The 18,329-nt window shown below is 63.9% G+C and carries 17 protein-coding genes, 1 other RNA gene and 1 pseudogene; 7 read left to right on the top strand and 12 right to left on the bottom strand.

What is annotated here, in order from left to right:
- Position 1: 1 nt before the first annotated feature.
- The gene (locus R3F72_RS08170) at positions 2–724 is read left to right on the top strand and encodes an SDR family oxidoreductase (protein ID WP_332779392.1); all 723 of its coding nucleotides are present in this window, start codon (positions 2–4) and stop codon (positions 722–724) included.
- 23 nt (positions 725–747) lie between these two features.
- On the opposite strand, the gene R3F72_RS18645 is transcribed toward R3F72_RS08170, so the two are convergent.
- From R3F72_RS18645 to R3F72_RS08150, 5 genes are all read right to left on the bottom strand, one after another.
- Positions 748–1,110 (bottom strand): nuclear transport factor 2 family protein, encoded by a 363-nt coding sequence (locus R3F72_RS18645; protein WP_442978340.1) that lies wholly within the window; start codon positions 1,108–1,110, stop codon positions 748–750.
- Between the two features lie 19 nt (positions 1,111–1,129).
- On the bottom strand, positions 1,130–2,422 hold the full coding sequence (locus R3F72_RS08165) for a UbiH/UbiF/VisC/COQ6 family ubiquinone biosynthesis hydroxylase (RefSeq protein ID WP_332779391.1): 1,293 nt from the start codon (positions 2,420–2,422) through the stop codon (positions 1,130–1,132).
- A 171-nt stretch (positions 2,423–2,593) separates the two neighbouring features.
- Complete coding sequence (gene ubiH / locus R3F72_RS08160; protein ID WP_332779390.1) at positions 2,594–3,835, bottom strand: 2-octaprenyl-6-methoxyphenyl hydroxylase; 1,242 nt, start codon at positions 3,833–3,835, stop codon at positions 2,594–2,596.
- Between the two features lie 116 nt (positions 3,836–3,951).
- Positions 3,952–5,289 (bottom strand): Xaa-Pro aminopeptidase, encoded by a 1,338-nt coding sequence (gene pepP / locus R3F72_RS08155; RefSeq protein WP_332779389.1) that lies wholly within the window; start codon positions 5,287–5,289, stop codon positions 3,952–3,954.
- Between the two features lie 104 nt (positions 5,290–5,393).
- Positions 5,394–6,026: a UPF0149 family protein gene (locus R3F72_RS08150; protein WP_087720639.1), complete on the bottom strand. Its 633-nt coding sequence runs from the start codon at positions 6,024–6,026 to the stop codon at positions 5,394–5,396.
- A gap of 269 nt (positions 6,027–6,295) precedes the next feature.
- Between R3F72_RS08150 and R3F72_RS08145 the strand changes: the two genes are divergently transcribed.
- From R3F72_RS08145 to R3F72_RS08135, 3 genes are all read left to right on the top strand, one after another.
- Positions 6,296–6,616 carry a cell division protein ZapA gene (locus R3F72_RS08145; protein ID WP_087720627.1) on the top strand — a complete coding sequence of 107 codons (321 nt, stop codon included), beginning with the start codon at positions 6,296–6,298 and terminating at the stop codon, positions 6,614–6,616.
- A gap of 74 nt (positions 6,617–6,690) precedes the next feature.
- A non-coding RNA gene (gene ssrS, locus R3F72_RS08140) (6S RNA) lies at positions 6,691–6,875 on the top strand.
- Positions 6,876–6,877: 2 nt separating this feature from the next.
- Positions 6,878–7,567: a 5-formyltetrahydrofolate cyclo-ligase gene (locus R3F72_RS08135; protein WP_256961359.1), complete on the top strand. Its 690-nt coding sequence runs from the start codon at positions 6,878–6,880 to the stop codon at positions 7,565–7,567.
- 469 nt (positions 7,568–8,036) lie between these two features.
- On the opposite strand, the gene ilvA is transcribed toward R3F72_RS08135, so the two are convergent.
- Entirely contained in the window at positions 8,037–9,554 is a 1,518-nt protein-coding gene (gene ilvA / locus R3F72_RS08130; protein WP_087720628.1) for a threonine ammonia-lyase, biosynthetic, read from the bottom strand.
- 187 nt (positions 9,555–9,741) lie between these two features.
- Here ilvA and rpiA point away from each other — a divergent pair, with 187 nt between their 5' ends.
- Positions 9,742–10,413 (top strand): ribose-5-phosphate isomerase RpiA, encoded by a 672-nt coding sequence (gene rpiA, locus R3F72_RS08125; RefSeq protein WP_087720629.1) that lies wholly within the window; start codon positions 9,742–9,744, stop codon positions 10,411–10,413.
- A 356-nt stretch (positions 10,414–10,769) separates the two neighbouring features.
- A complete protein-coding gene (locus tag R3F72_RS08120) occupies positions 10,770–11,201 on the top strand; it encodes a CBS domain-containing protein (protein ID WP_332779388.1) in 432 nt (143 codons plus the stop codon).
- 93 nt (positions 11,202–11,294) lie between these two features.
- Here R3F72_RS08120 and R3F72_RS08115 read toward each other — a convergent pair whose 3' ends face one another.
- The gene (locus R3F72_RS08115; RefSeq protein WP_332779447.1) at positions 11,295–12,290 is read right to left on the bottom strand and encodes a 2-hydroxyacid dehydrogenase; all 996 of its coding nucleotides are present in this window, start codon (positions 12,288–12,290) and stop codon (positions 11,295–11,297) included.
- Between the two features lie 153 nt (positions 12,291–12,443).
- On the opposite strand from R3F72_RS08115, the gene R3F72_RS08110 reads away from it, so the two are divergent.
- Entirely contained in the window at positions 12,444–13,391 is a 948-nt protein-coding gene (locus R3F72_RS08110) for a histone deacetylase family protein (RefSeq protein ID WP_332779387.1), read from the top strand.
- Here R3F72_RS08110 and R3F72_RS08105 read toward each other — a convergent pair.
- From R3F72_RS08105 to R3F72_RS08085, 5 genes and pseudogenes are all read right to left on the bottom strand, one after another.
- Entirely contained in the window at positions 13,313–13,633 is a 321-nt protein-coding gene (locus tag R3F72_RS08105) for a glycosyl transferase family 90 (protein WP_332779386.1), read from the bottom strand. The two genes, R3F72_RS08110 and R3F72_RS08105, sit on opposite strands and share 79 nt — an antisense overlap.
- 116 nt (positions 13,634–13,749) lie before the next feature.
- Complete coding sequence (waaA, locus tag R3F72_RS08100) at positions 13,750–15,036, bottom strand: lipid IV(A) 3-deoxy-D-manno-octulosonic acid transferase (protein WP_332779385.1); 1,287 nt, start codon at positions 15,034–15,036, stop codon at positions 13,750–13,752.
- Positions 15,037–15,042: 6 nt separating this feature from the next.
- Positions 15,043–16,473: a bifunctional D-glycero-beta-D-manno-heptose-7-phosphate kinase/D-glycero-beta-D-manno-heptose 1-phosphate adenylyltransferase HldE gene (hldE, locus tag R3F72_RS08095; RefSeq protein ID WP_332779384.1), complete on the bottom strand. Its 1,431-nt coding sequence runs from the start codon at positions 16,471–16,473 to the stop codon at positions 15,043–15,045.
- Complete coding sequence (locus R3F72_RS08090) at positions 16,463–17,572, bottom strand: glycosyltransferase family 9 protein (protein ID WP_087720636.1); 1,110 nt, start codon at positions 17,570–17,572, stop codon at positions 16,463–16,465. The genes hldE and R3F72_RS08090 overlap by 11 nt, the downstream gene beginning before the upstream one ends.
- A gap of 368 nt (positions 17,573–17,940) precedes the next feature.
- Positions 17,941–18,329, bottom strand: a pseudogene (locus tag R3F72_RS08085) (hypothetical protein); the annotation flags it as partial.

Here is an 18,329-nt window from a genome sequence, read left to right as displayed (position 1 = left end):
CATGATGAACACAAACTCCACCTTTTTGGTCACCGGTGCCAGCCGAGGCATCGGTAGAGCCATCGCAGAGCGGCTGGAAACCCTGGGACATCAGGTCGTCGGTATCGCGCGCTCGGATACCGATGGAACGTTTCCGGGCACGTTGATCCGCTGTGATCTCTCCCAGCCCGAAGAAACCGCAGCTGCACTTGCCCGCATCGACTCGGAATTCGACATCACCGGCATAGTCAACAATGTTGGCGTTTCCTCGCCGCAGCCGTTGGGTGAAGTCGATCTCGCCATCCTACAAGCCGTATGGGACTTGAATGTCAGAACCGCCGTTCAGATCACGCAAACACTGGTTCCGGGCATGAAAGCCAGACGTAGCGGGAAAATCGTCAATATTTGCAGCCGTGCAATCTTCGGCGCTCGCGAACGCACCGCCTATGCTGCAGCCAAGAGTGCGTTGGTGGGATGCACCCGAACCTGGGCACTGGAATTGGCCGAGTACGGTATCAGCGTCAATGCCGTAGCACCGGGACCGACAGAGACGGCCCTTTTTCGCCGAACACGCCCCGTGGGTAGCGAAGCCGAACAGAAAGTTCTACGAACCATTCCCATGCGTCGCATGGGAATGCCCGAGGAAATCGCTGCCGCCGTCACCTTTCTGCTCTCGGCCGATGCAAGTTTCATCACTGGGCAGGTTTTGGCCGTCGATGGCGGTGGGAGTCTCGGCGGAAAGTAATTTCAATAAAGGAAGTCAGTCACCTACCACCGCTCCATCGGTGTTCCCTGGTGGAAACGCAGTTGCCATCCCCGTGGGGTTAGCCACCACAACGAACAGCGATGAGCCCGACGCTCTAGCCCGTTGCGCCCAGGACAGTATTCAGCCGAGCGATAGAGCAGCAGTGCTGAATCCTCCGACAGACGCAGACAGCGCTCATCTTCCACGCAAATCCTGCGCTCCGATGGCGGATCAGCCACCGCCGCCAGCATATCCTCGAAAGTATATTGCCATCCGGAATAGCCAATCTCGAAGAAGTCATGATGCAGGTACTGCCGCAACTCCTCTTCCGAGCGGCGTATCTCTTGCCGATGTAACGCACGCTCCTGAGCACACAGTGTCGACAACAATGACGTATCTCAGGCGTCATGGCCTGCCCTTTCCGTCTTCGGCCAATTCCCATGATGCTGACGTTGCCTGACACCGCTCCGGCAGGTCGCCGTACTCGCCCAGTGCCTGACGGATCAGCAGCCGTTTGACCGGCATCAGCCGATCGACACCGGAAAGCCCCCAGTTGCGGGCGAGCCGCAGCGCCGGCTGCTGGCTGCCGAACAGGCGCTGGAAGCCTTGCATGGCGGCGAGCATGGCCGCGTTGTCGTTACGTCGGCGGCGTTCGTAACGGGCCAGAATGCGCCTGTCTCCCGCTGGGGCGCCGCGACGCCGGGCGCGGATCCACTCCTCGGCGAGTACGGCGGCGTCCATCAGCCCGAGATTGACGCCCTGGCCCGCCAGCGGATGCAGGCTGTGGGCGGCATCGCCGACCAGCGCCAGACCGTCGTCGACGTAGCGCTGGGCGTGGCGCTGGGTAATCGGGAAATGGGGTGCGGCATCAATGACCTCGACGTCGCCCAGTCGCCCGCCCAACCCTCGCGCCAGCTCGACTCCCAACTGCACACGCCCCTCGTCGGTCTCGCCCAGCGCCGTCAGCCGCCGGGCCTCGCCGGGCGTGGTCGACCACACGATCGAGCAGTGGTCGTCCCGCCCCTCGACGATCAGCGGCAGGAAGGCCAGCGGGCCGGTGGCAAGAAACGTCTGGCGAGCCACACCGCCATGGCCGATGCCGGTACGCACCGTGGTGACCACGGCGGCCTGACCGGTATCGCGCTCACGAACCGGGATTCCCGCCATGCCGCGCAGCGGAGAGTTTGCCCCATCGGCCCCGACGATCAGCGGCGCCCGACGCTGTTCGCCATTGTCCATCGTGATCACGGCCTGGCCGGCGTCGCGAACGTAGCCGGTCAAGCGCACGTTCGACAGCCGCTCCACGCTGGGCAAAGCCTGCAGGCGCCGCGCCAGCGCCGCCAGCAATAGCTCGTTCTCGACGATATGCCCAAGCGCGTCGACACCCACGTCATCGGCATCGAATCCGATCTCGCCGCTGCCCTCGGCATCCCAAACCTGCATGCCGCGATAGGCCGCCACCCGACGCGCTGCCAGCCAGGACCAGACATCCAGCGACGTCAGCAGCCGCTGCGATGCGGCGGTCAGGGCGCTGACGCGGAGTGCCGGCTTGCCCTGCCCCAGGGTTTCGTCGATCTCGGGCGCGGACGCCGCATCGACGATCGTCACCCGCCAGCCGGCTTCCCCCAGCAGCAGGGCCAGTGTCGAGCCGACGATGCCTCCGCCAATGATCAGCACGTCGCTATCATCTTTTTTCATCTTTTGGCTCCCTACGGAAATGCTGAATCAATCGGCGAGCAGGATGAAACGCAAGGCGCACGGAGCGCAGCAACCGGAGCCTATGGGGTATAGGTGAGGATCCGACCGGGCTGGCGCTCCAGCACCGCGTAACGCAGCGATTCGCCTACGCAGCCATTTAGGCAGTGTTTCCTACCGTTCGATCCCCATCGCGCGCCTTGCCAGCGTCCGGCGCAGCGGCCCCAGCGCGTTGAGCCCGACCAGCCCCGCGGCGCGGGCATGGCCCAACGCACCATGATCTATGCCGAAAAGGCGGATCAGACCGTCGCTGAAGCGCACGATCTGCCGGGTATCGGCCGCCCGCGCGGCCTCGAATTCTTCCAACGTCTCGGGATCGCCGGCGGAACGGCTTTCCGCGCGTGCCGACTCGATGGCGGCCGCCAGGTCCATGACGCCACGCAGCGCCAGGTTGAACCCCTGACCGGCGACCGGATGCAGCGCATGGGCGGCGTTGCCCAGTATGGCGAGATGCGGGCGGGTCGTCTCCCGTGCCGTGACCAGGGACAGCGGATAGCTGTGCCGCTGTCCTACACGGCGGAAGCGCCCCGCGCGGTCGCCGAACGCCTGCTGCAAACGCTCGAGAAACACGCGATCGGAAAGCGCCAGCGTCTTTTCCACCTCGCCTTGCCGATGGGTCCAGACCAGCTCCATCCGGCGGCCGGCGAGCGGCAGCAGCGCCATCGGCCCTTCCCGCGTGAAGCGTTCGAACGCCCAGCCATCGTGTGCCTGGCTGACTTCGATATTGGCGATCAATGCAGTCTGTTCGTACGGATGATGCTCGCTCTCGATGCCCAGGCGCTCCTTGAAGCCGCCACGGCCGCCATCGGCCAGCACGGTCAGGCCGGCATGGATGATCTCGCCGGTATCGAGCGCGAGACGATAGCCGCCACGTTCGGCCTCGAGCGATTCGACACGTGCCGGGCAGTGCCAGTCGATCGGCAGTGAATCGAGACGCGCATGCAGCGTCCGTCCCATCCAGGCGTTGGGGATGACATAGCCCAGCGCCTCGACGTCGAGCTCGTCGGCGTGGAGCCGTGCCGCGCCCAGGTGACCGCGCTCGCTGACATGGATATGCCGAATCGGCGCTGCTTCCGTCGCCATCGCCGACCAGACACCCAGCCGCTCGAAGTGGCGCCGCGAACCGTAGGCGATCGCGCTGGCACGAGCATCGAAACTGGGTTGGTAGGCATTGGCTTCGCCGGCGCTGGGCAGCGGCTGGGGTTCGATGATCGCGACACGCAGCGGCGCCCGTTCATCCGCACGCGCTCGTTCCGCTTCGATCAAGCCACCCAGCGCACAGGCTAGACTGGCACCCACGAGCCCGCCGCCGATGATCGCCACGTCGACCGTGGTTGCTTGCTGCGTTTGAGACATCTGCGCCAGCCTCTCCATTACGATTGGAATTCAAAAGCCTCTAATCACGTGGCCTACAGGCCGTTTACACCGGTTACGTAATTTTCGAGGCATATTCGCGACTGATCAAAAAACGATCAAACCTGGCCTTGTATCAGCGCTTCGATGTCATCCGCCGCCTTGGGCACCTGCGAGGTCAGCACCTCGCCGCCGGCCTCGGTGACGACCACGTCGTCCTCGATTCGAATGCCGATGCCGCGATAGGCCGTCGGAATGTCTTCGGCATCAGGGATGTACAGCCCAGGCTCGATCGTCAGCACCATGCCCGGTTCCAGTGGCCGGGGCTCGCCATCGACCCGATAGCTGCCGACGTCATGAACGTCGAGCCCCAGCCAGTGCGAGGTCGAGTGAAGATAGAAGCGCTTGTAACGCTGGGACTCGATGCAGGCCTCCAGCTCGCCTTCCAGCAGTCCGAGCTCGATCAGGCCCGCGGTGAGATCGCGCACCACGCCCTGATGGATGGCATCCAGCGTGGCGCCGGGCTTCACCGCGGCCACGGCACGCTCCTCGGCCGCCAGCACGATGTCGTAGAGCGCTCGCTGGGCCTCACTGAAACAACCGTTGACCGGGAACGTGCGGGTGATGTCGCCAGCGTAGAGATCGAACTCGCCACCGGCGTCGATCAGCACCAGATCGCTATCCTCGAGCGGCGCGGCGTTCTCGATGTAGTGCAGCACGCAGGCGTTGGCCCCGCCACCGACGATGGTGCCGTAGGCGGGCGCCCGGGCGCCGTGCCAGACGAATTCGTGCTCGATCTCGGCCTGCAGCTGATACTCGAAGCGGCCCGGGCGGCTGGCACGCATGGCGCGGCGATGCGCCAGCGCGCTGATGTGTGCCGCATGCCGCATCAGCGCCAGCTCGGCCTCGCTCTTGGTCAGGCGAAGTTCATGGATCAGGGCGCTGACATCGGCGAATCGGGTGGGAGCAATCGCCCCGCGCCGCGCTCGTGCGCTCAATTGGCTGCGCACGCTCTCGGCGATGCCCATGGCGACGGTATCCGCCAGCGGCAGGTAGAGGGTCTGCCGGCCGTCCAGCAGCTCGGTCAGGTTGTGGCGCTGGGTATTGTCGAAAGCCTCATCCATGCCGTAGTCGCTCACGGCACCTTCGGGGCCGATGCGAATGCCGGTCCAGGCCTCCTTTTCGGGATCCTTCTCCTGGCAGTAGAGAATGGCTTCGCCGGCTTCACGGCCGGGCAACAGCAGCAGCAGCGCGTCGGGCTCGGGAAAACCGCAGAGATAGTGAAAATCGCTGTTCTGACGAAACGGGTATTCGCTGTCGTGGTTGCGCGTCTTGAGCGCGGCGCCCGGCAGCAGCACGGCGCTGCCTTCCGGCAGCTCCGCCATCAGGCGCTCGCGGCGGGCGGCAAACTCTTCCGTCGAGATCGCCGCGGGGCGCGGTAACGGCTCGGGTAACATGCGTTCTCCTTGATCATTGCGCCTCGAATCCGAAGGAGACGCCTGGAATGTGGGCGTTGTTCGACGTCACGCCTCGGGCAACGGATGCCGAGGCGCGAGCGACTTCAATGCAGCGACGGCGGCGTTTCACCGTCATTGGCGGCGGCCTTGCCAGCTTCGGTCTCGGCCTGCTCGTCCTCCGGCTGTTCCACCTGGGGTGCGCCGGGGTGCTGCTCGGTATAGAGCAGCATCGCCGCCATGCGGGCGTGCTCGGTCAGCGCAAAGAGGTCGTTCTCGTTCTCGGGGTCGTCGGCGATATCGACATCGATCGCCGACAGCTGGCCGAGATCCTCCAGCGCTTCCTTCAGGGGCGATGACCAGCCCTCGTAGGTCTCGCCATCCACTTCGTTGACGACTTCGAGAAAGCCTTGCGTCCACTCCTTGAGGCCCTGGGCCCGCTCGGAGAGCGCAAACAGCTCGTCCGGCAGCAGCGGTTCGAAATTGAGCTCGGCGGCAGACAGGGCGTCCAGCGTCTGACGACGCCAGCCCAACAGGACGTCGGCATCCTCGCGGCTTTCCGGCTGCTCGACGTTGAGCGCCAGGCAGACTTCTTCCAGCCAGCCCTCCGCGCTCACATCGTGCAGGCCCAGCTCGGCGCACAGACGCCCGTCGAGAAACGCCGGTGACTGCAGGCTGCCATGCACGAGAAAGACATTGGCGACGGTGGAAAAATCGAGCTGGTCGTTGATGATCGACATGTCGGCATCCATGATTGGTGATCGCGAGCGTTTACAGGCAAGCAGCGCGGCAGCCGAGGCTGCGCGTCGCGTTGACCGCCCATAATCGGCTCTCTATAGTGACGGATCAATCGCGGTGGCAAGCGGCTGGGGCTTCGAGCCTGTTCCCGGCCTGGCCGATCACCGACTGCAGGCAGCGTGCCGAATCCTGGCGATGGCCGCTCGGCCCGCGATGCGAATGCCTGCCATCTTACCGCATCGATCTTCACCGCCCACCCCGGAGCGACATCATGAGCGACACGCCTCGCCCGACGACCGAAGTCACCCTGCTGGGCAAATCCTACGTGATCGCTTGCCCGCCGGAAGAGCAGGAGCAGCTGAAACGCTCGGCTCGCTATCTGGACCGCGCCATGCACGGCATCCATGCCCGCGGCAAGGTGCTGGGCGCCGAGAAGATCGCAATCATGGCGGCACTCAATATCACCCATGAGCTGCTGACGGCGCTGGACTCCCATCGCGCCGGCGAACAGAGCCTGAGCGACCTGAGCGAGAGGCTCGAACGCGCGCTGGCCAAGGCGGGCGAACCCGGTCAGAAGACCCCTTCCCCCTGAAACTTTCTCCTAAAACTTTCCCGAGTACCTCAATCCGTCATTGGGCAAAAAGGGTCGCTCTGCTACGATAGTGGGGTTTCCTGGAGTGTGCGCCAGTCATTACAAGTCCCTCGAGCCTATGCGCAGTACCCAGGGGGCCAAATGCTAGGCAGGCCCGTGTGCATGTCCGCGCGACGGAAAGCCTGAAGGCTTGCCTGCGGCCACCCACCTTGAACCAATAGGTTCAGGGCCAGAATGACAGCGGCACTCTGGGGAACTCTCTTGTCGTTCAAGATGACTACCGCAACGATCACCACCGAATCTGCCAGGACCGCCACGACATCGCCGATCGGCGAGTCGAACGTCGGTGGCAGCCTCGATAGACGCGAGCTGCGTCGCGAACTGCGTCGACGCCGACGCGCCCTGACCCCGCATCAACGACGCCTGGCTTCCCGCGAACTCTGTCGCCGTCTCAGAGGCCTGCCCGAGCTGCAGCGCGCCCGGCGCGTGGCGCTGTATCTGCCCAACGATGGCGAGATCGATCCGCGACCGCTGATCGACTGGCTGGTTGCCCGCCGAGCCCAGGTCTATCTCCCGGTACTGCGCCCGCTATCCGACAACCGGCTGTGGTTCGTGCGCTATCACGCCGGCACGCGGATGACGCGAAATCGCTTCGGCATCGCCGAGCCGGATACCCGCTTCGGCGCCCATCGCGCCAACCGGTTGCCGGCCTGGGCGCTGGATACGGTTCTGCTGCCGTTGGTGGGATTCGACGACGACGGCCAGCGGATCGGCATGGGGGGCGGTTTCTACGACCGCACCTTTGCCTTCGTTCGTCACCGGCGCCCCAGCCCTCGGCTGATCGGGCTCGCCCACGACTGCCAGCGCGTCGGCTCGCTTCCCGTGGCCAGTTGGGATGTGCCGCTGGATGCGATCGTCAGCGACCAGCGGATCGTCAAGCCAAGACGTTAATGAACGGTGACGCTCAAGAGGCCTGGCCGACCCCGCAAACGACAACGGCCGGCAGCGTTTCCGCTACCGGCCGTTGTCAGCCACACCCCATTGGCTTCATTTGCTGCGTCACCCGGTGACAGCCTGGCTGCCTGTGCCAGACGATCCCGCATGACTACGGGTCTCAGGCGCCCAGCAATGTCTGCGCGTAGCCCGTTGCCACCACGCCGACACCGAAGATCAATACCAATGCCATTACCAAGTCGGGCTTGCGTTTCATGTCGACTCCGCTGCGTTGGGTTCGGCCGCTGCCCCCCGCAGCGACGCGCACGACTATAGGGTCAGGCCAAAATCTTGACAAGAGCGTTTCCGGCCCAGATGACACCTTTTTCGTTACCCAACAGTATCGACATTTACACAAAAAGGTTGAGGCCGGTTTCAGGCACTTTTAGCGTCCATTTCAGCCTTTTGTGACGCCGCTCGCTCAGGTCTACGCCATGAACAACTGATAGGCCGTATTGTCGGTCTCTTTCCAGTAACGGTAGCCGATGCGATCGAAATGCTCCTCGGCATGGGCGCGATCGCCATTGGGCATCTGCAACCCCACCAGCACCCGGCCGTAGGCGGCACCGTGGTTGCGATAGTGGAACAGCGAGATGTTCCAGTCCGCCGGCAGGTGGGTGAGGAAGTTCATCAGCGCTCCGGGGCGTTCGGGGAACTCGAAGCGATAGACCTCTTCCTCGAAGCGTTCCCGGGGCCGACCGCCGCCCAGATGGCGAATATGGAGCTTGGCCAGCTCATTGTCGGTGAGATCCTCGACCGGATAGTCCGCCTCGCGCAGCCGGCGGATGACCTCTTCGCGATCCTCCCCGCCCGGCTTGACCTGCACGCCGACGAAGATGTGCGCGCCTTCGGGATCGGCGTAGCGATAGTTGAACTCGGTGACCATCCGCCGGCCGATCACGCGGCAGAACTGCTTGAAGCTGCCCGGCCGCTCGGGAATCTGCACCGCCAGAATCGCCTCGCGCTGCTCGCCCAGCTCGGTACGCTCGGCGACGTGCTGCAGGCGGTCGAAATTGATGTTGGCGCCGGAATTGATGCACATCAGCGCCTGATCCCGCGCCTGGGTCTGCTGCACGTACTTCTTCAACCCCGCCAGCGAGAGCGCGCCGGAGGTCTCCGACACGGCCCGCGTGTCGTCGAAGATATCCTTGACCGCGGCACACATCTCATCGGTGTTGACCGTGATCACGCCATCGACGTGATGGCGCAGGATCTCGAACGGCGCCTCGCCGATCTGGGCCACCGCGACCCCTTCGGCAAACACGCCGACCTGATCCAGCGTCACCCGCTCCCCGGCTTCCAATGCCGCCTTGAGGCAGGCGGAGTCTTCGGCCTCGACGCCGAACACCTTGACCTCCGGGCGCAGATACTTGATGTAGGCCGCGACACCGGCGAGCAGACCACCGCCGCCCACCGGCACGAAGATTGCATCGAGCGGGCCGGAGTGCTGGCGCAGAATCTCCATCGCCACGGTGCCCTGGCCGGCGATCACATCGAAATCGTCGTAGGGCGGAATGTAGGTATAGCCATGCTCGGCGATCAGCTCCCGGGCGTGGCTCAACGCTTCGCCGAAGGCATCGCCCCGGAGCACCACCTTGGCCCCCCAGCCACGCACCGCGGACACCTTGATGTCCGGCGTGACACGGGGCATCACGATGATGGCCTTGACCCCCATCTGCTTCGCCGCCATCGCCAAGCCCTGGGCGTGGTTACCGGCGGAGGCGGCGATCACGCCCTTGGCCTTCTGCTCGTCGTTCAACTGCGCCATCTTGTTGTAGGCGCCGCGAATCTTGAACGAAAAGACCGGCTGCAGGTCTTCGCGCTTGATCAGAATACGGTTGGAGAAGCGGCGAGAAAGGGCAGGTAGCGGGGAAATCGGGGTCTCCCGGGCCGCCTCGTAGACGCGAGCCTGGAGGATCTTCTTGACGATATCTTCGAGTTGCATTCGGGTATGTCCTGGCGAACAGCTGGGGTGCAGCGCTCCCGCCTCGAAAACGGCGGGTTATAGTGGACCCGTATTGTTAGCAGACGCCAGCCCCGAGCGTCCAGCGCCATCGGCAGCGATAGCCGCTTGCCCTATACTATCGGCCGAGCGAATGCCTCGAACTTCCTTTCAGCCTGCCGGAACCGACATGACTCAGGACGATCTCAAGCACGCCGTCGCCGCTGCTGCCCTCGAAGACATTGACAACCTTCTGACGCCCGACGCGGTGATCGGCGTGGGCACGGGCTCCACGGCCAATCACTTCATCGATCTGCTGGCGACGCGTCGGCACGATTTTCGCGGCGCGGTGGCCAGCTCGGAAGCGACCGCCGCACGGCTGAAGTCTCACGGCATCGACGTGCTCGAGCTCAACCATGTCGGTACGGTGCCGGTCTATGTCGATGGCGCCGACGAGATCGACGCCGGGCTGCGCATGATCAAGGGCGGCGGCGCGGCGCTGACGCGCGAGAAGATCGTCGCCGCCTGCGCCGAGCGCTTCATCTGCATCGCCGATGCCAGCAAGCGGGTAGAGGTGCTGGGCGGATTCCCGCTGCCGGTCGAAGTCATTCCCATGGCGCGCTCCTACGTTGCCCGCGAGATGGTCAAGCTGGGCATCACCCCGGTCTATCGGGACGGCGTGCTGACCGACAACGGCAACCGCATCCTCGACGGCTACGACAAGCTGTTCGACGAGCCGGAAGCGATGGAAGCCGCGCTGGATGCCATCGTCGGCGTGGTCACCAACGGCCTGTTCGCCCGCCGCCCGGCCGACGTGCTGCTGCTCGGTGGCGCAAACGGCGTCGAGCGCTTCACCCGCTGAGACCGTCGATACCCGGAGGCCGGACATGTTGCCAGGGACTAGGCGACACAGGATCAAAGCGACACAGAATCAAAGCGGCGCAGAATCAAAGTCGCACGGATCAAATTCTGTCCCTCCCGGCCGATATACTGGCGACGGCCAGTATCCTCGTGCTCCGGCAGCCCCGGTTCGACCGACCTTGTGTTGATCGGCCTTGTGTTGATCAACCCGGTCTCGGCCAGGTCCGGCTCGGGACTCGATCCGGGGCGTGGCATTCGAATACTGGTTCCGTCGTCCTGGCCATCGTCGATATCGATGGCGTGACTGCCTGAGGGGTCTGGTCCTTCAGGCCCGACTTCGATCAGAGGACCACCCATATGACGACCGCCAAACTCGACTCGGTAGCCGACATCATGAGCCACGATGTCGTGACATTGCGTCTGGAACAAACGCTTTTCGACGGCAATGAGTTGATGCGGGAGCACAAGATACGTCATGTGCCGGTGCTGGACGAACAGGACCAGTTGGCAGGCTTGCTCGACCAGAAGGTCGTGCTGCGGGAAGCCTTGCGGATTGCCAATGACCATGGCACGCACCGCCTGGACCATTATCTGAAGCAGGTGCCACTTGCGGATGTCATCCATCAGGATTTTCTGACGCTGCCCGTCGATACGCCTCTCATCGAGGCAGGCCAGCAGCTGCTGTGCCATAGACAAGGCGCCCTGCCTGTCGTCGACGACGGGCGCCTGGTCGGCATCCTGTCCTCGGTGGACTTCGTCCGCCTGGCCGTGAACCTGCTCGAAGCGTGATGGCCTTTCTTGAGTGAGCGTCGGGCAGCCCCGAGTCCGGATAGCTGCCCTATTGTTGCCTTATAGCTACCCTATGGCCGCCCTATGGTTGCCCTAGAGCCGATTGGGGCATTCGATGCCTTCGGCGAAGGCGACCAGGTTGGCGCAGGTCACCTGCGCGATCTCGCGCAGCGCTTCGACGGTAAAGAAGCCCTGGTGGCCGGTGATCAGCACGTTGGGGAAGCTCGTCAGGCGGGCGAAGATATCGTCGTCGATGATCTCCGCCGAATGGTCGCGGAAGAACAGCTCGCTCTCCTGCTCGTAGACATCGATGGCCAGCGCGCCCAGCTGACGCGACTTGAGCGCGGCGATCACCGCCGGCGTGTCGATCAACGCTCCGCGCGAGGTATTGACCAGCATCGCGCCGGGCTTCATCGCCGCCAGCGCGTCGGCGTCGATCAGGTGATGCGTCTGCTCTGTCAACGGGCAGTGCAGCGAGACGATATCGGAGCGGGCCAGCAGGGCTTCCAGCGGCACCATCTCCCCGTAGGCAGGAAAGGCGTCGCTCGGATAGGGGTCGTAGCCCAGCACTTCGCAGCCGAGCCCCTTGAGAATGCGCGCCATGCAAAGGCCGATGCGACCGGTGCCGACCACGCCCGCCGTCTTGCCGTGGAGCGTCACGCCCAGCAGGCCATCGAGGGCGAAATTGCCCTCGCGCACGCGATTGAACGCCCGGTGGGTCTTGCGATTCAGCGTCATGATCATCGCCAGCGCGTGCTCGGCCACCGCTTCCGGCGAGTAGGCGGGCACGCGCGCCACGAACAGGCCCAGCCGATGAGCGGCTTCGAGATCGACATTGCTGAAGCCGGCGCAGCGCAGCACGATGGCCCGGATGCCCAGCGCGGCCAGTGCCTCGATCACCTCGGCATCGAGGCAATCGTTGACGAACACGCAGACGGCATCGCTGCCTTCCGCCAGCGCCACGGTACCGGCATCGAGGCTGGCCGCCTGATAGAGCCACTCGAAGCCGGCATCGGTAAACCGGGACTCTCGGATCTCGTCGAAGAAGTGACGATCGTAGGGCTGGGCACTGTAGACCGTAATTCGCATCACATCACACTCGCAGCGGAAGGGATCTTTCCATAGGGTCTGTTGACGTTTTTCACGCAGCAACGCGATTCGTGCTGAAACGTCAACAGCCTCTAGCGTAGCGAATTCCCGCATCGTCGCCAGAGACCGGTCGCCGCACCCATAGGAGATATCGTGACCCTGCCGATCATCCACCACCCCGGTTACAGCTGCGAATGGCCCGAGCGTCACCCGTTCCCGATGGCGAAGTTCCGCGCCCTGCGGGAGCGCCTGTCGGCGCTGGGGTTCGATGCCCGCGAAAACGTCCGCTGGATAACGCCGCGCCCGGCAAGTAGTAAAGCGCTACTGCGCACTCATACCTTAGACTACCTGCAGCAATTCTATCTGGGTGAAATCGCCACCACCCGGCGCACGCCCAGCGGCTTCCCATGGTCGCCGGCGCTGGTCGAACGAACGCTGCTGGAAGTCGGCGGCACACTGGCCACCGTGGCGACGGCACTGGAAACCGGCCTGGCGCTCAACAGCGCTGGCGGCACCCATCACGCCTATGCCGATCGTGCCAGCGGCTACTGTCTGCTCAACGACCTGGCGGTCGCGGCACATGACCTGCTGGCCGAACATCGTTTCGAGCGGATCCTGATCGTCGACTGCGATGTCCATCAGGGCGACGGCACCGCCTGGATCTTCCGCCACGAACCGAGAGTCTTCACGTTCTCGATCCATGGCGAGGCCAACTTCCCCTTCGAGAAAGTCCAGGGCGATCGCGACGTCGCGCTACCCAGGGGGACCGGCGACGACGCCTACCTGCGCTGCCTCGCGCGGGAGCTCGATCCGCTCCTGAGCGATTTCCGACCGCAGTTCGTGCTGTTCGACGCCGGCGCCGATGTGCACGCCGGTGATCGGCTGGGGCATTTTTCGCTGAGTACCGAGGGGCTCTTCCGCCGGGACCGGTTCGTCCTCGCGCGGTGTCGCGACCTGGGCATTCCCGTCGCGGGGGTCATCGGCGGGGGATACGACCGCGATCTCGAGGCGCTGTCGGATCGTCACGCCCAGTTGTTTCTTGCCGCACTGGCGCTGAACCCCGAGTCCAGCCGTAGCGGCGAAGGCTCAGCGGCGAGCTGACCGGAAAGCACGAAGTACTTCTGCATCACCAGCAGCGAAATCAGCCTTTCGCGATGCAGATCGAGAAACTGTGCCACGTGCGCGTTGGCATTGCGCACGATCGCCTCCGCCTCGTCGGGATGAGCGGTGTAGTAATCCATCTTGGCTTCCAGATCGCTGCAGTCATCGGCCAGCGGCACATAGTGGACATAGGGCTCGAGCGTGCCTTCCATGAACCATGGCGAATATCCATACGAGAACATCCATCAGCCAAAAGGTCCGAGCCCTGGGAAGAGTGTCGCAGTCATATCTGACACGCTTCTGACAGGCCGAGCTTTTTTCTGACAGACCAAGCCTTCGGTGATTCCCCTGGATAACGTTACGAATCGTTCAGAAGTGCAGCGATCTTTGCTCGGGTTCGCGCCAACGCACCGCGATTGGCGGCCACGACCGCTCGCCCCGCTTCGCCCAGCTCGTGTCGACGCGCGTCGTCGCTCAGCAGGGCCACGAGGGTCTCTCCCAGCGCCTGACCGTTTTCGACCTGAACCCGCGCATCGCTCTGCGCCAGGGTATCGGCAATTTCGCGCAGGTTATCCAGATGGGGGCCGCTGACCACGGCAACGCCCAGTGCCGCCGGCTCGAGCAGGTTGTGCCCGCCGACCGGCGTGAGCGATCCGCCCACGAAAGCGACATCCGCGCAGCCGTAGAGCTTCATCAGATCGCCCATGGTATCGCCCAGCAGCAGGGTCGTCGAAGCGGTCAGCGCGGAGCCGGCGCTCAGACGCTGGACCCGTTCGCCCGCCTCGAGACAGTGAGCATTCACTTCGTCGAAACGCTGCGGGTGACGAGGCACAAGGATCAACAGCGCGTCCGGAAAGCGACGCCTGAGCACGCCGTGAGCGATCAACACCTGCTCCTCCTCGCCCGGATGGGTGGAGCCTGCGATCCAGACCGGCCGCGGCCCCCAGCTTGCCCGCAGTTGCCGGCTGGCCTGTCGAGTCGCTTCGTCCACGTCGAGATCGAACTTCAATGCCCCGGTGACGGCCACTCGCGCCGATGGCGCTCCCAACTCGACGAAACGATCCGCATCCAGCGCCGACTTGGCACCGATCCAGGCGATCGTCTCGAGCATGCCTCGGCTCAGCGCGCCGAAGCGCTGGTAGAGGCGAAAGGCGCCCGCACTCAAGCGGCCGTTGGCGACCACCACCGGCACGTTCCGCCGGTGACAGGCCGCCAGCAGATTGGGCCAGAGCTCGGTCTCGGCGATGATCGCGAGCCGAGGATTCAATCGCGTGACGAAGCGTCGCGCACTGCCGGGAAAGTCCAGCGGGAGAAAATGGTGAGCAACTCGATCGCCGAACGTCTGTCGGACACGTTCGGCACCCGTGGCAGTCATGGTCGTGATGACGAGATCGTGATCCGGGTGGTCCTCCAGCAACGCCCGAATCAGAGGCGTTGCCGTGACGACTTCCCCCACCGAGGCTGCGTGCAGCCAGAGACGCGGTCGGCTCCCGCTGACCTGGATGAAACCCAGGCGTTCTCGGCGCCTGTGAGTGGGCGCCCACTCACGCCATACCCGCCACCATATCAGGGGCGACAGCAGCGTGATCGTCAACGAGTAGAGCCAGCGCGCGAGTCGCGACGATCGTCCGGAACGGGAACGCACCGCGGCTCAGCGCTCGCGATCGAGAATGGTGTCGATCATGGTGGTGGTCGACACGCCATCCTCGAAGCCCAGCACCAGCACTTCACCGCCGTTGGCGATGACCGCTTCGCCACCGGCGATATCCTCGGGCCGATAGTCGCCGCCCTTGACCAACCGGTCCGGCAGGATCGCCTCGATCAGCCGCGCCGGCGTGTCCTCGCTGAAGGGAACCACCCAGTCCACCGCCGCCAGCCCCGCCAGCACCTGGGCCCGGCGCGCCAGGGTGTTGATGGGCCGCTTGGGCCCCTTGAGCCGCGCCACCGAGGCGTCGTCGTTGACCGCGACGATCAGGCGATCGCCCAGGCGCTTGGCCTGCTCCAGATACGCCACGTGGCCGGCGTGCAGGATGTCGAAGCAGCCGTTGGTCATCACCACGCGCTCGCCTCTTGCCTGAGCCGCACGCACCGCGCCGATGAGCGACTTTTCCTCGATGACGCCATACTCGGCGAGGCTGTCGCCATGAAGCGCGGTGTAGAGCTCCGCCACCGAGAGCACCGCGGTGCCGGGTTTCGCCACGACCAGCCCGGCAGCAAGATTGGCCAGCATCACCGCCTCGCCGAAGCCGTGGCCGGCCGCCAGCGCCAGCCCCAGCACGCCGATTACCGTATCGCCGGCACCGGTCACGTCGAAGACTTCGCGGGCATGGGTCGGCAGATGCAGCGGCGCGAGACCTTCGCGGATCAGGGTCATGCCGCGTTCGCTGCGCGTGACCAGCAGCGCTTCGAGCTCCAGTGTCGCCCGCAGTTGCTCGCCCTTCTCGGCCAGTTCGGCATCGTCGGCGCACGGCCCGACGATCGCCTCGAATTCAGTCAGGTTGGGGGTGATCACGCTGGCGCCGCGATAGCGGCTGAAATCGCTGCCCTTGGGGTCGACCAGCACCCGCTTGCCGGCAGCGCGGGCGGCGGCGATCAACGCCTCGACCCGGTTGAGGCTGCCCTTGCCGTAGTCGGACAGGATCACGACATCGGCATCACCCAACGCTGACTGGACCTTCTCGATCAGCGGCGTGGTATCGACATTCCACAGCGGCGACTCGAAGTCGAGGCGGATGAGCTGCTGGTTACGGCTCATGACGCGCAGCTTGGTGATCGTCGGTACGTCGGCGCTACGGTGCAAGTGAGCACTCACATTGGCAGATTCCAGCGCGCGCTCGAGGTGGCCGGCATTGTCATCGTCTCCGACCACGCCGGCCAGGCTGGCCTGCCCTCCCAGGGAAGCGATGTTCAGCGCCACGTTGGCCGCCCCGCCCGGGCGATCGTCGGCGTCTTCCACCTTGACCACGGGGACCGGCGCCTCGGGGGAAATACGTGACGTGCCGCCGTGCCAATACCGATCGAGCATGACATCGCCCACCACCAGCAGGCGGGCATGCTCCAGTTGCGACAGATCAATCTTCATGCGGGGGCTCCGTTACGGCTTCGGCAAGGGCAGTATCGCTCGTTGCGGCTATCAGCCGATCCAGATGCTCGACCACGTCGTCCAGCGTGATCAATGCCATGGCATCGGCGTGGCGCACACGTGTACCCCAGTTGACGGCCTCGATGGGCTTTTTCAGATAACAGCGAACGGCATCAGGGTAGCGATTGACCACATGGTCCCGCCACAGATACGGCGCCGCACGATCCGGGTTGGTGGTGGCGTACAGTCCCAGCGTCGGTGTGCCGAGCGCATTGGCCATGTGAACCGGGCCGGAGTCCGGCGCGATCACCACGCGAGCACGATCGAGCAGGGCCAGCAAGCCCTTGAGCGAGGTGCGGCCGATGGCGTCGATGATCTCGACATCGGGGCACAAGCGCCGGATCTGCTCGCCCATGTCGCGCTCCTGCGGGCTGCCGCCACCGCTCATCACGGTTCTCAGACCATGGCGCTGCCAGGCGTGCTCGATGACCGCGGCATAGCCCTCCGCCGACCAGTTGCGGAAATTGCGCAGGCGCGGATTGGCACAGGGGCTGATGACCAGGTAGGACCGATCGCCGGTCAACTGGCGGGCTTCGTCATAGGCAGATTCCGGCACCGGCAGCGACCAGTCGAGGCGCGTATCCTCGACGCCCAGCAGCCGTGCGAAATCCATGAAGGACTCGAGCACATGCGCCCGTGGATGCGGCGCCAGCTGGCGATGCGTGAACCAGTGCTGCCAGTCCTTGGCCCGCGCCTTGTCGTAACCCACGCGGACATCGCATTTGAGGCCCAGCGACAGCACGCTGGCCCGCAGCGCCTGCTGCATGTGCAACAGCACGTCGAAACGCACGTCCGCGAGCTGGCGCCATATCTCGCGCATGCCGGCAAAACCGGTAGCCTTGTCGTAGACCACCAGCTCGACGCCATCGAGCCCATCCAGCAGGCTGTACTCGGCCTTGCCGACGATCCAGGTAATGCGCGCCTCGGGCCACTGGCGCTGCAAGGCACGCACCGTGGGGACCAGATTGCAGACATCGCCCAGCGCGGAAAGGCGCAGGATGCCGATGTGTCGAGGCTGCTCTGGCAGAGAATGCTTCATGGGGTTGACCGAATTCCCATTGGGTAAAGCACTCATTCTAACGGAAGTGGCTTTGGAAGCCGACAATAGGTGTCTGGTACTCTACTGGAGGCTCCAAATCCTCGAACGACCACATCTCAGTATTGTACTGTTAGAAACCCCACGATTAGCACAATGCCCTCCATATGGAACTTATCTAATAGCTACCAAGCTTCAACCTTGGTCAAGGTTAGCTGAGACCACAACCAAAAACCATATTACAAAAGCTTCCCATTGCAATAAATCACACGCCAACACCAAAAATCATCAAAAACGCTTGGCGTAACATTCCATCACATCGATAGAAAGCTCTCGCTAGACATCAACTCAGTCTTGCTTGGGCAAGCGAACTACGCTAGCTCTTGACATTCCGATTTATCTTTCTTGAAAGTAGCCAAGGGCTCGTCCTGCCATGTCACGCCACTTCTGACTGCTTTTGCAGGTGTACCTAGGCAGAGCGAGTTAGCCGGTAATTTTCCGGTAACAGTTGCCCTAGCACCCACAATGGTCCCGGCGCCTATTGTTGCACCTTTATAGATATAAACATCTTCTGCAACCCAAACTCCATTTTCTATACAAATATCTTTAGCCGGATTGGTACGCAGCCCTGAACCCGGCTTATTCATGAGGCCGGCCCGAAAACGAAGATAGCGGATGGTATTCTCTTGAAAATTCAGTGTGTTCCGCCAAGAATCTGAACCAAGAGAGCCATCCGCTATGGGTGAAAGCCTATCCACCT

The organism is Salinicola sp. 4072 (genome assembly GCF_036663415.1).
Taxonomy (GTDB): domain Bacteria; phylum Pseudomonadota; class Gammaproteobacteria; order Pseudomonadales; family Halomonadaceae; genus Salinicola; species Salinicola salarius_A.
Note: the sequence above shows the minus strand (reverse complement) of the source record. Positions and strands in the feature narration are given on the sequence as shown.

Bases quoted from the DNA above. Each gene is read 5' to 3' on its own strand.
- R3F72_RS08170 (WP_332779392.1), top strand. From the start codon at position 2: ATGATGAACACAAACTCCACCTTTTTGGTCACCGGTGCCAGCCGAGGC.
- R3F72_RS08165 (WP_332779391.1), bottom strand. From the start codon at position 2,422: ATGAAAAAAGATGATAGCGACGTGCTGATCATTGGCGGAGGCATCGTC.
- ubiH (WP_332779390.1), bottom strand. From the start codon at position 3,835: ATGTCTCAAACGCAGCAAGCAACCACGGTCGACGTGGCGATCATCGGC.
- pepP (WP_332779389.1), bottom strand. From the start codon at position 5,289: ATGTTACCCGAGCCGTTACCGCGCCCCGCGGCGATCTCGACGGAAGAG.
- R3F72_RS08150 (WP_087720639.1), bottom strand. From the start codon at position 6,026: ATGTCGATCATCAACGACCAGCTCGATTTTTCCACCGTCGCCAATGTC.
- R3F72_RS08145 (WP_087720627.1), top strand. From the start codon at position 6,296: ATGAGCGACACGCCTCGCCCGACGACCGAAGTCACCCTGCTGGGCAAA.
- ilvA (WP_087720628.1), bottom strand. From the start codon at position 9,554: ATGCAACTCGAAGATATCGTCAAGAAGATCCTCCAGGCTCGCGTCTAC.
- rpiA (WP_087720629.1), top strand. From the start codon at position 9,742: ATGACTCAGGACGATCTCAAGCACGCCGTCGCCGCTGCTGCCCTCGAA.
- R3F72_RS08120 (WP_332779388.1), top strand. From the start codon at position 10,770: ATGACGACCGCCAAACTCGACTCGGTAGCCGACATCATGAGCCACGAT.
- R3F72_RS08115 (WP_332779447.1), bottom strand. From the start codon at position 12,290: ATGCGAATTACGGTCTACAGTGCCCAGCCCTACGATCGTCACTTCTTC.
- R3F72_RS08105 (WP_332779386.1), bottom strand. From the start codon at position 13,633: ATGTTCTCGTATGGATATTCGCCATGGTTCATGGAAGGCACGCTCGAG.
- hldE (WP_332779384.1), bottom strand. From the start codon at position 16,473: ATGAAGATTGATCTGTCGCAACTGGAGCATGCCCGCCTGCTGGTGGTG.
- R3F72_RS08090 (WP_087720636.1), bottom strand. From the start codon at position 17,572: ATGAAGCATTCTCTGCCAGAGCAGCCTCGACACATCGGCATCCTGCGC.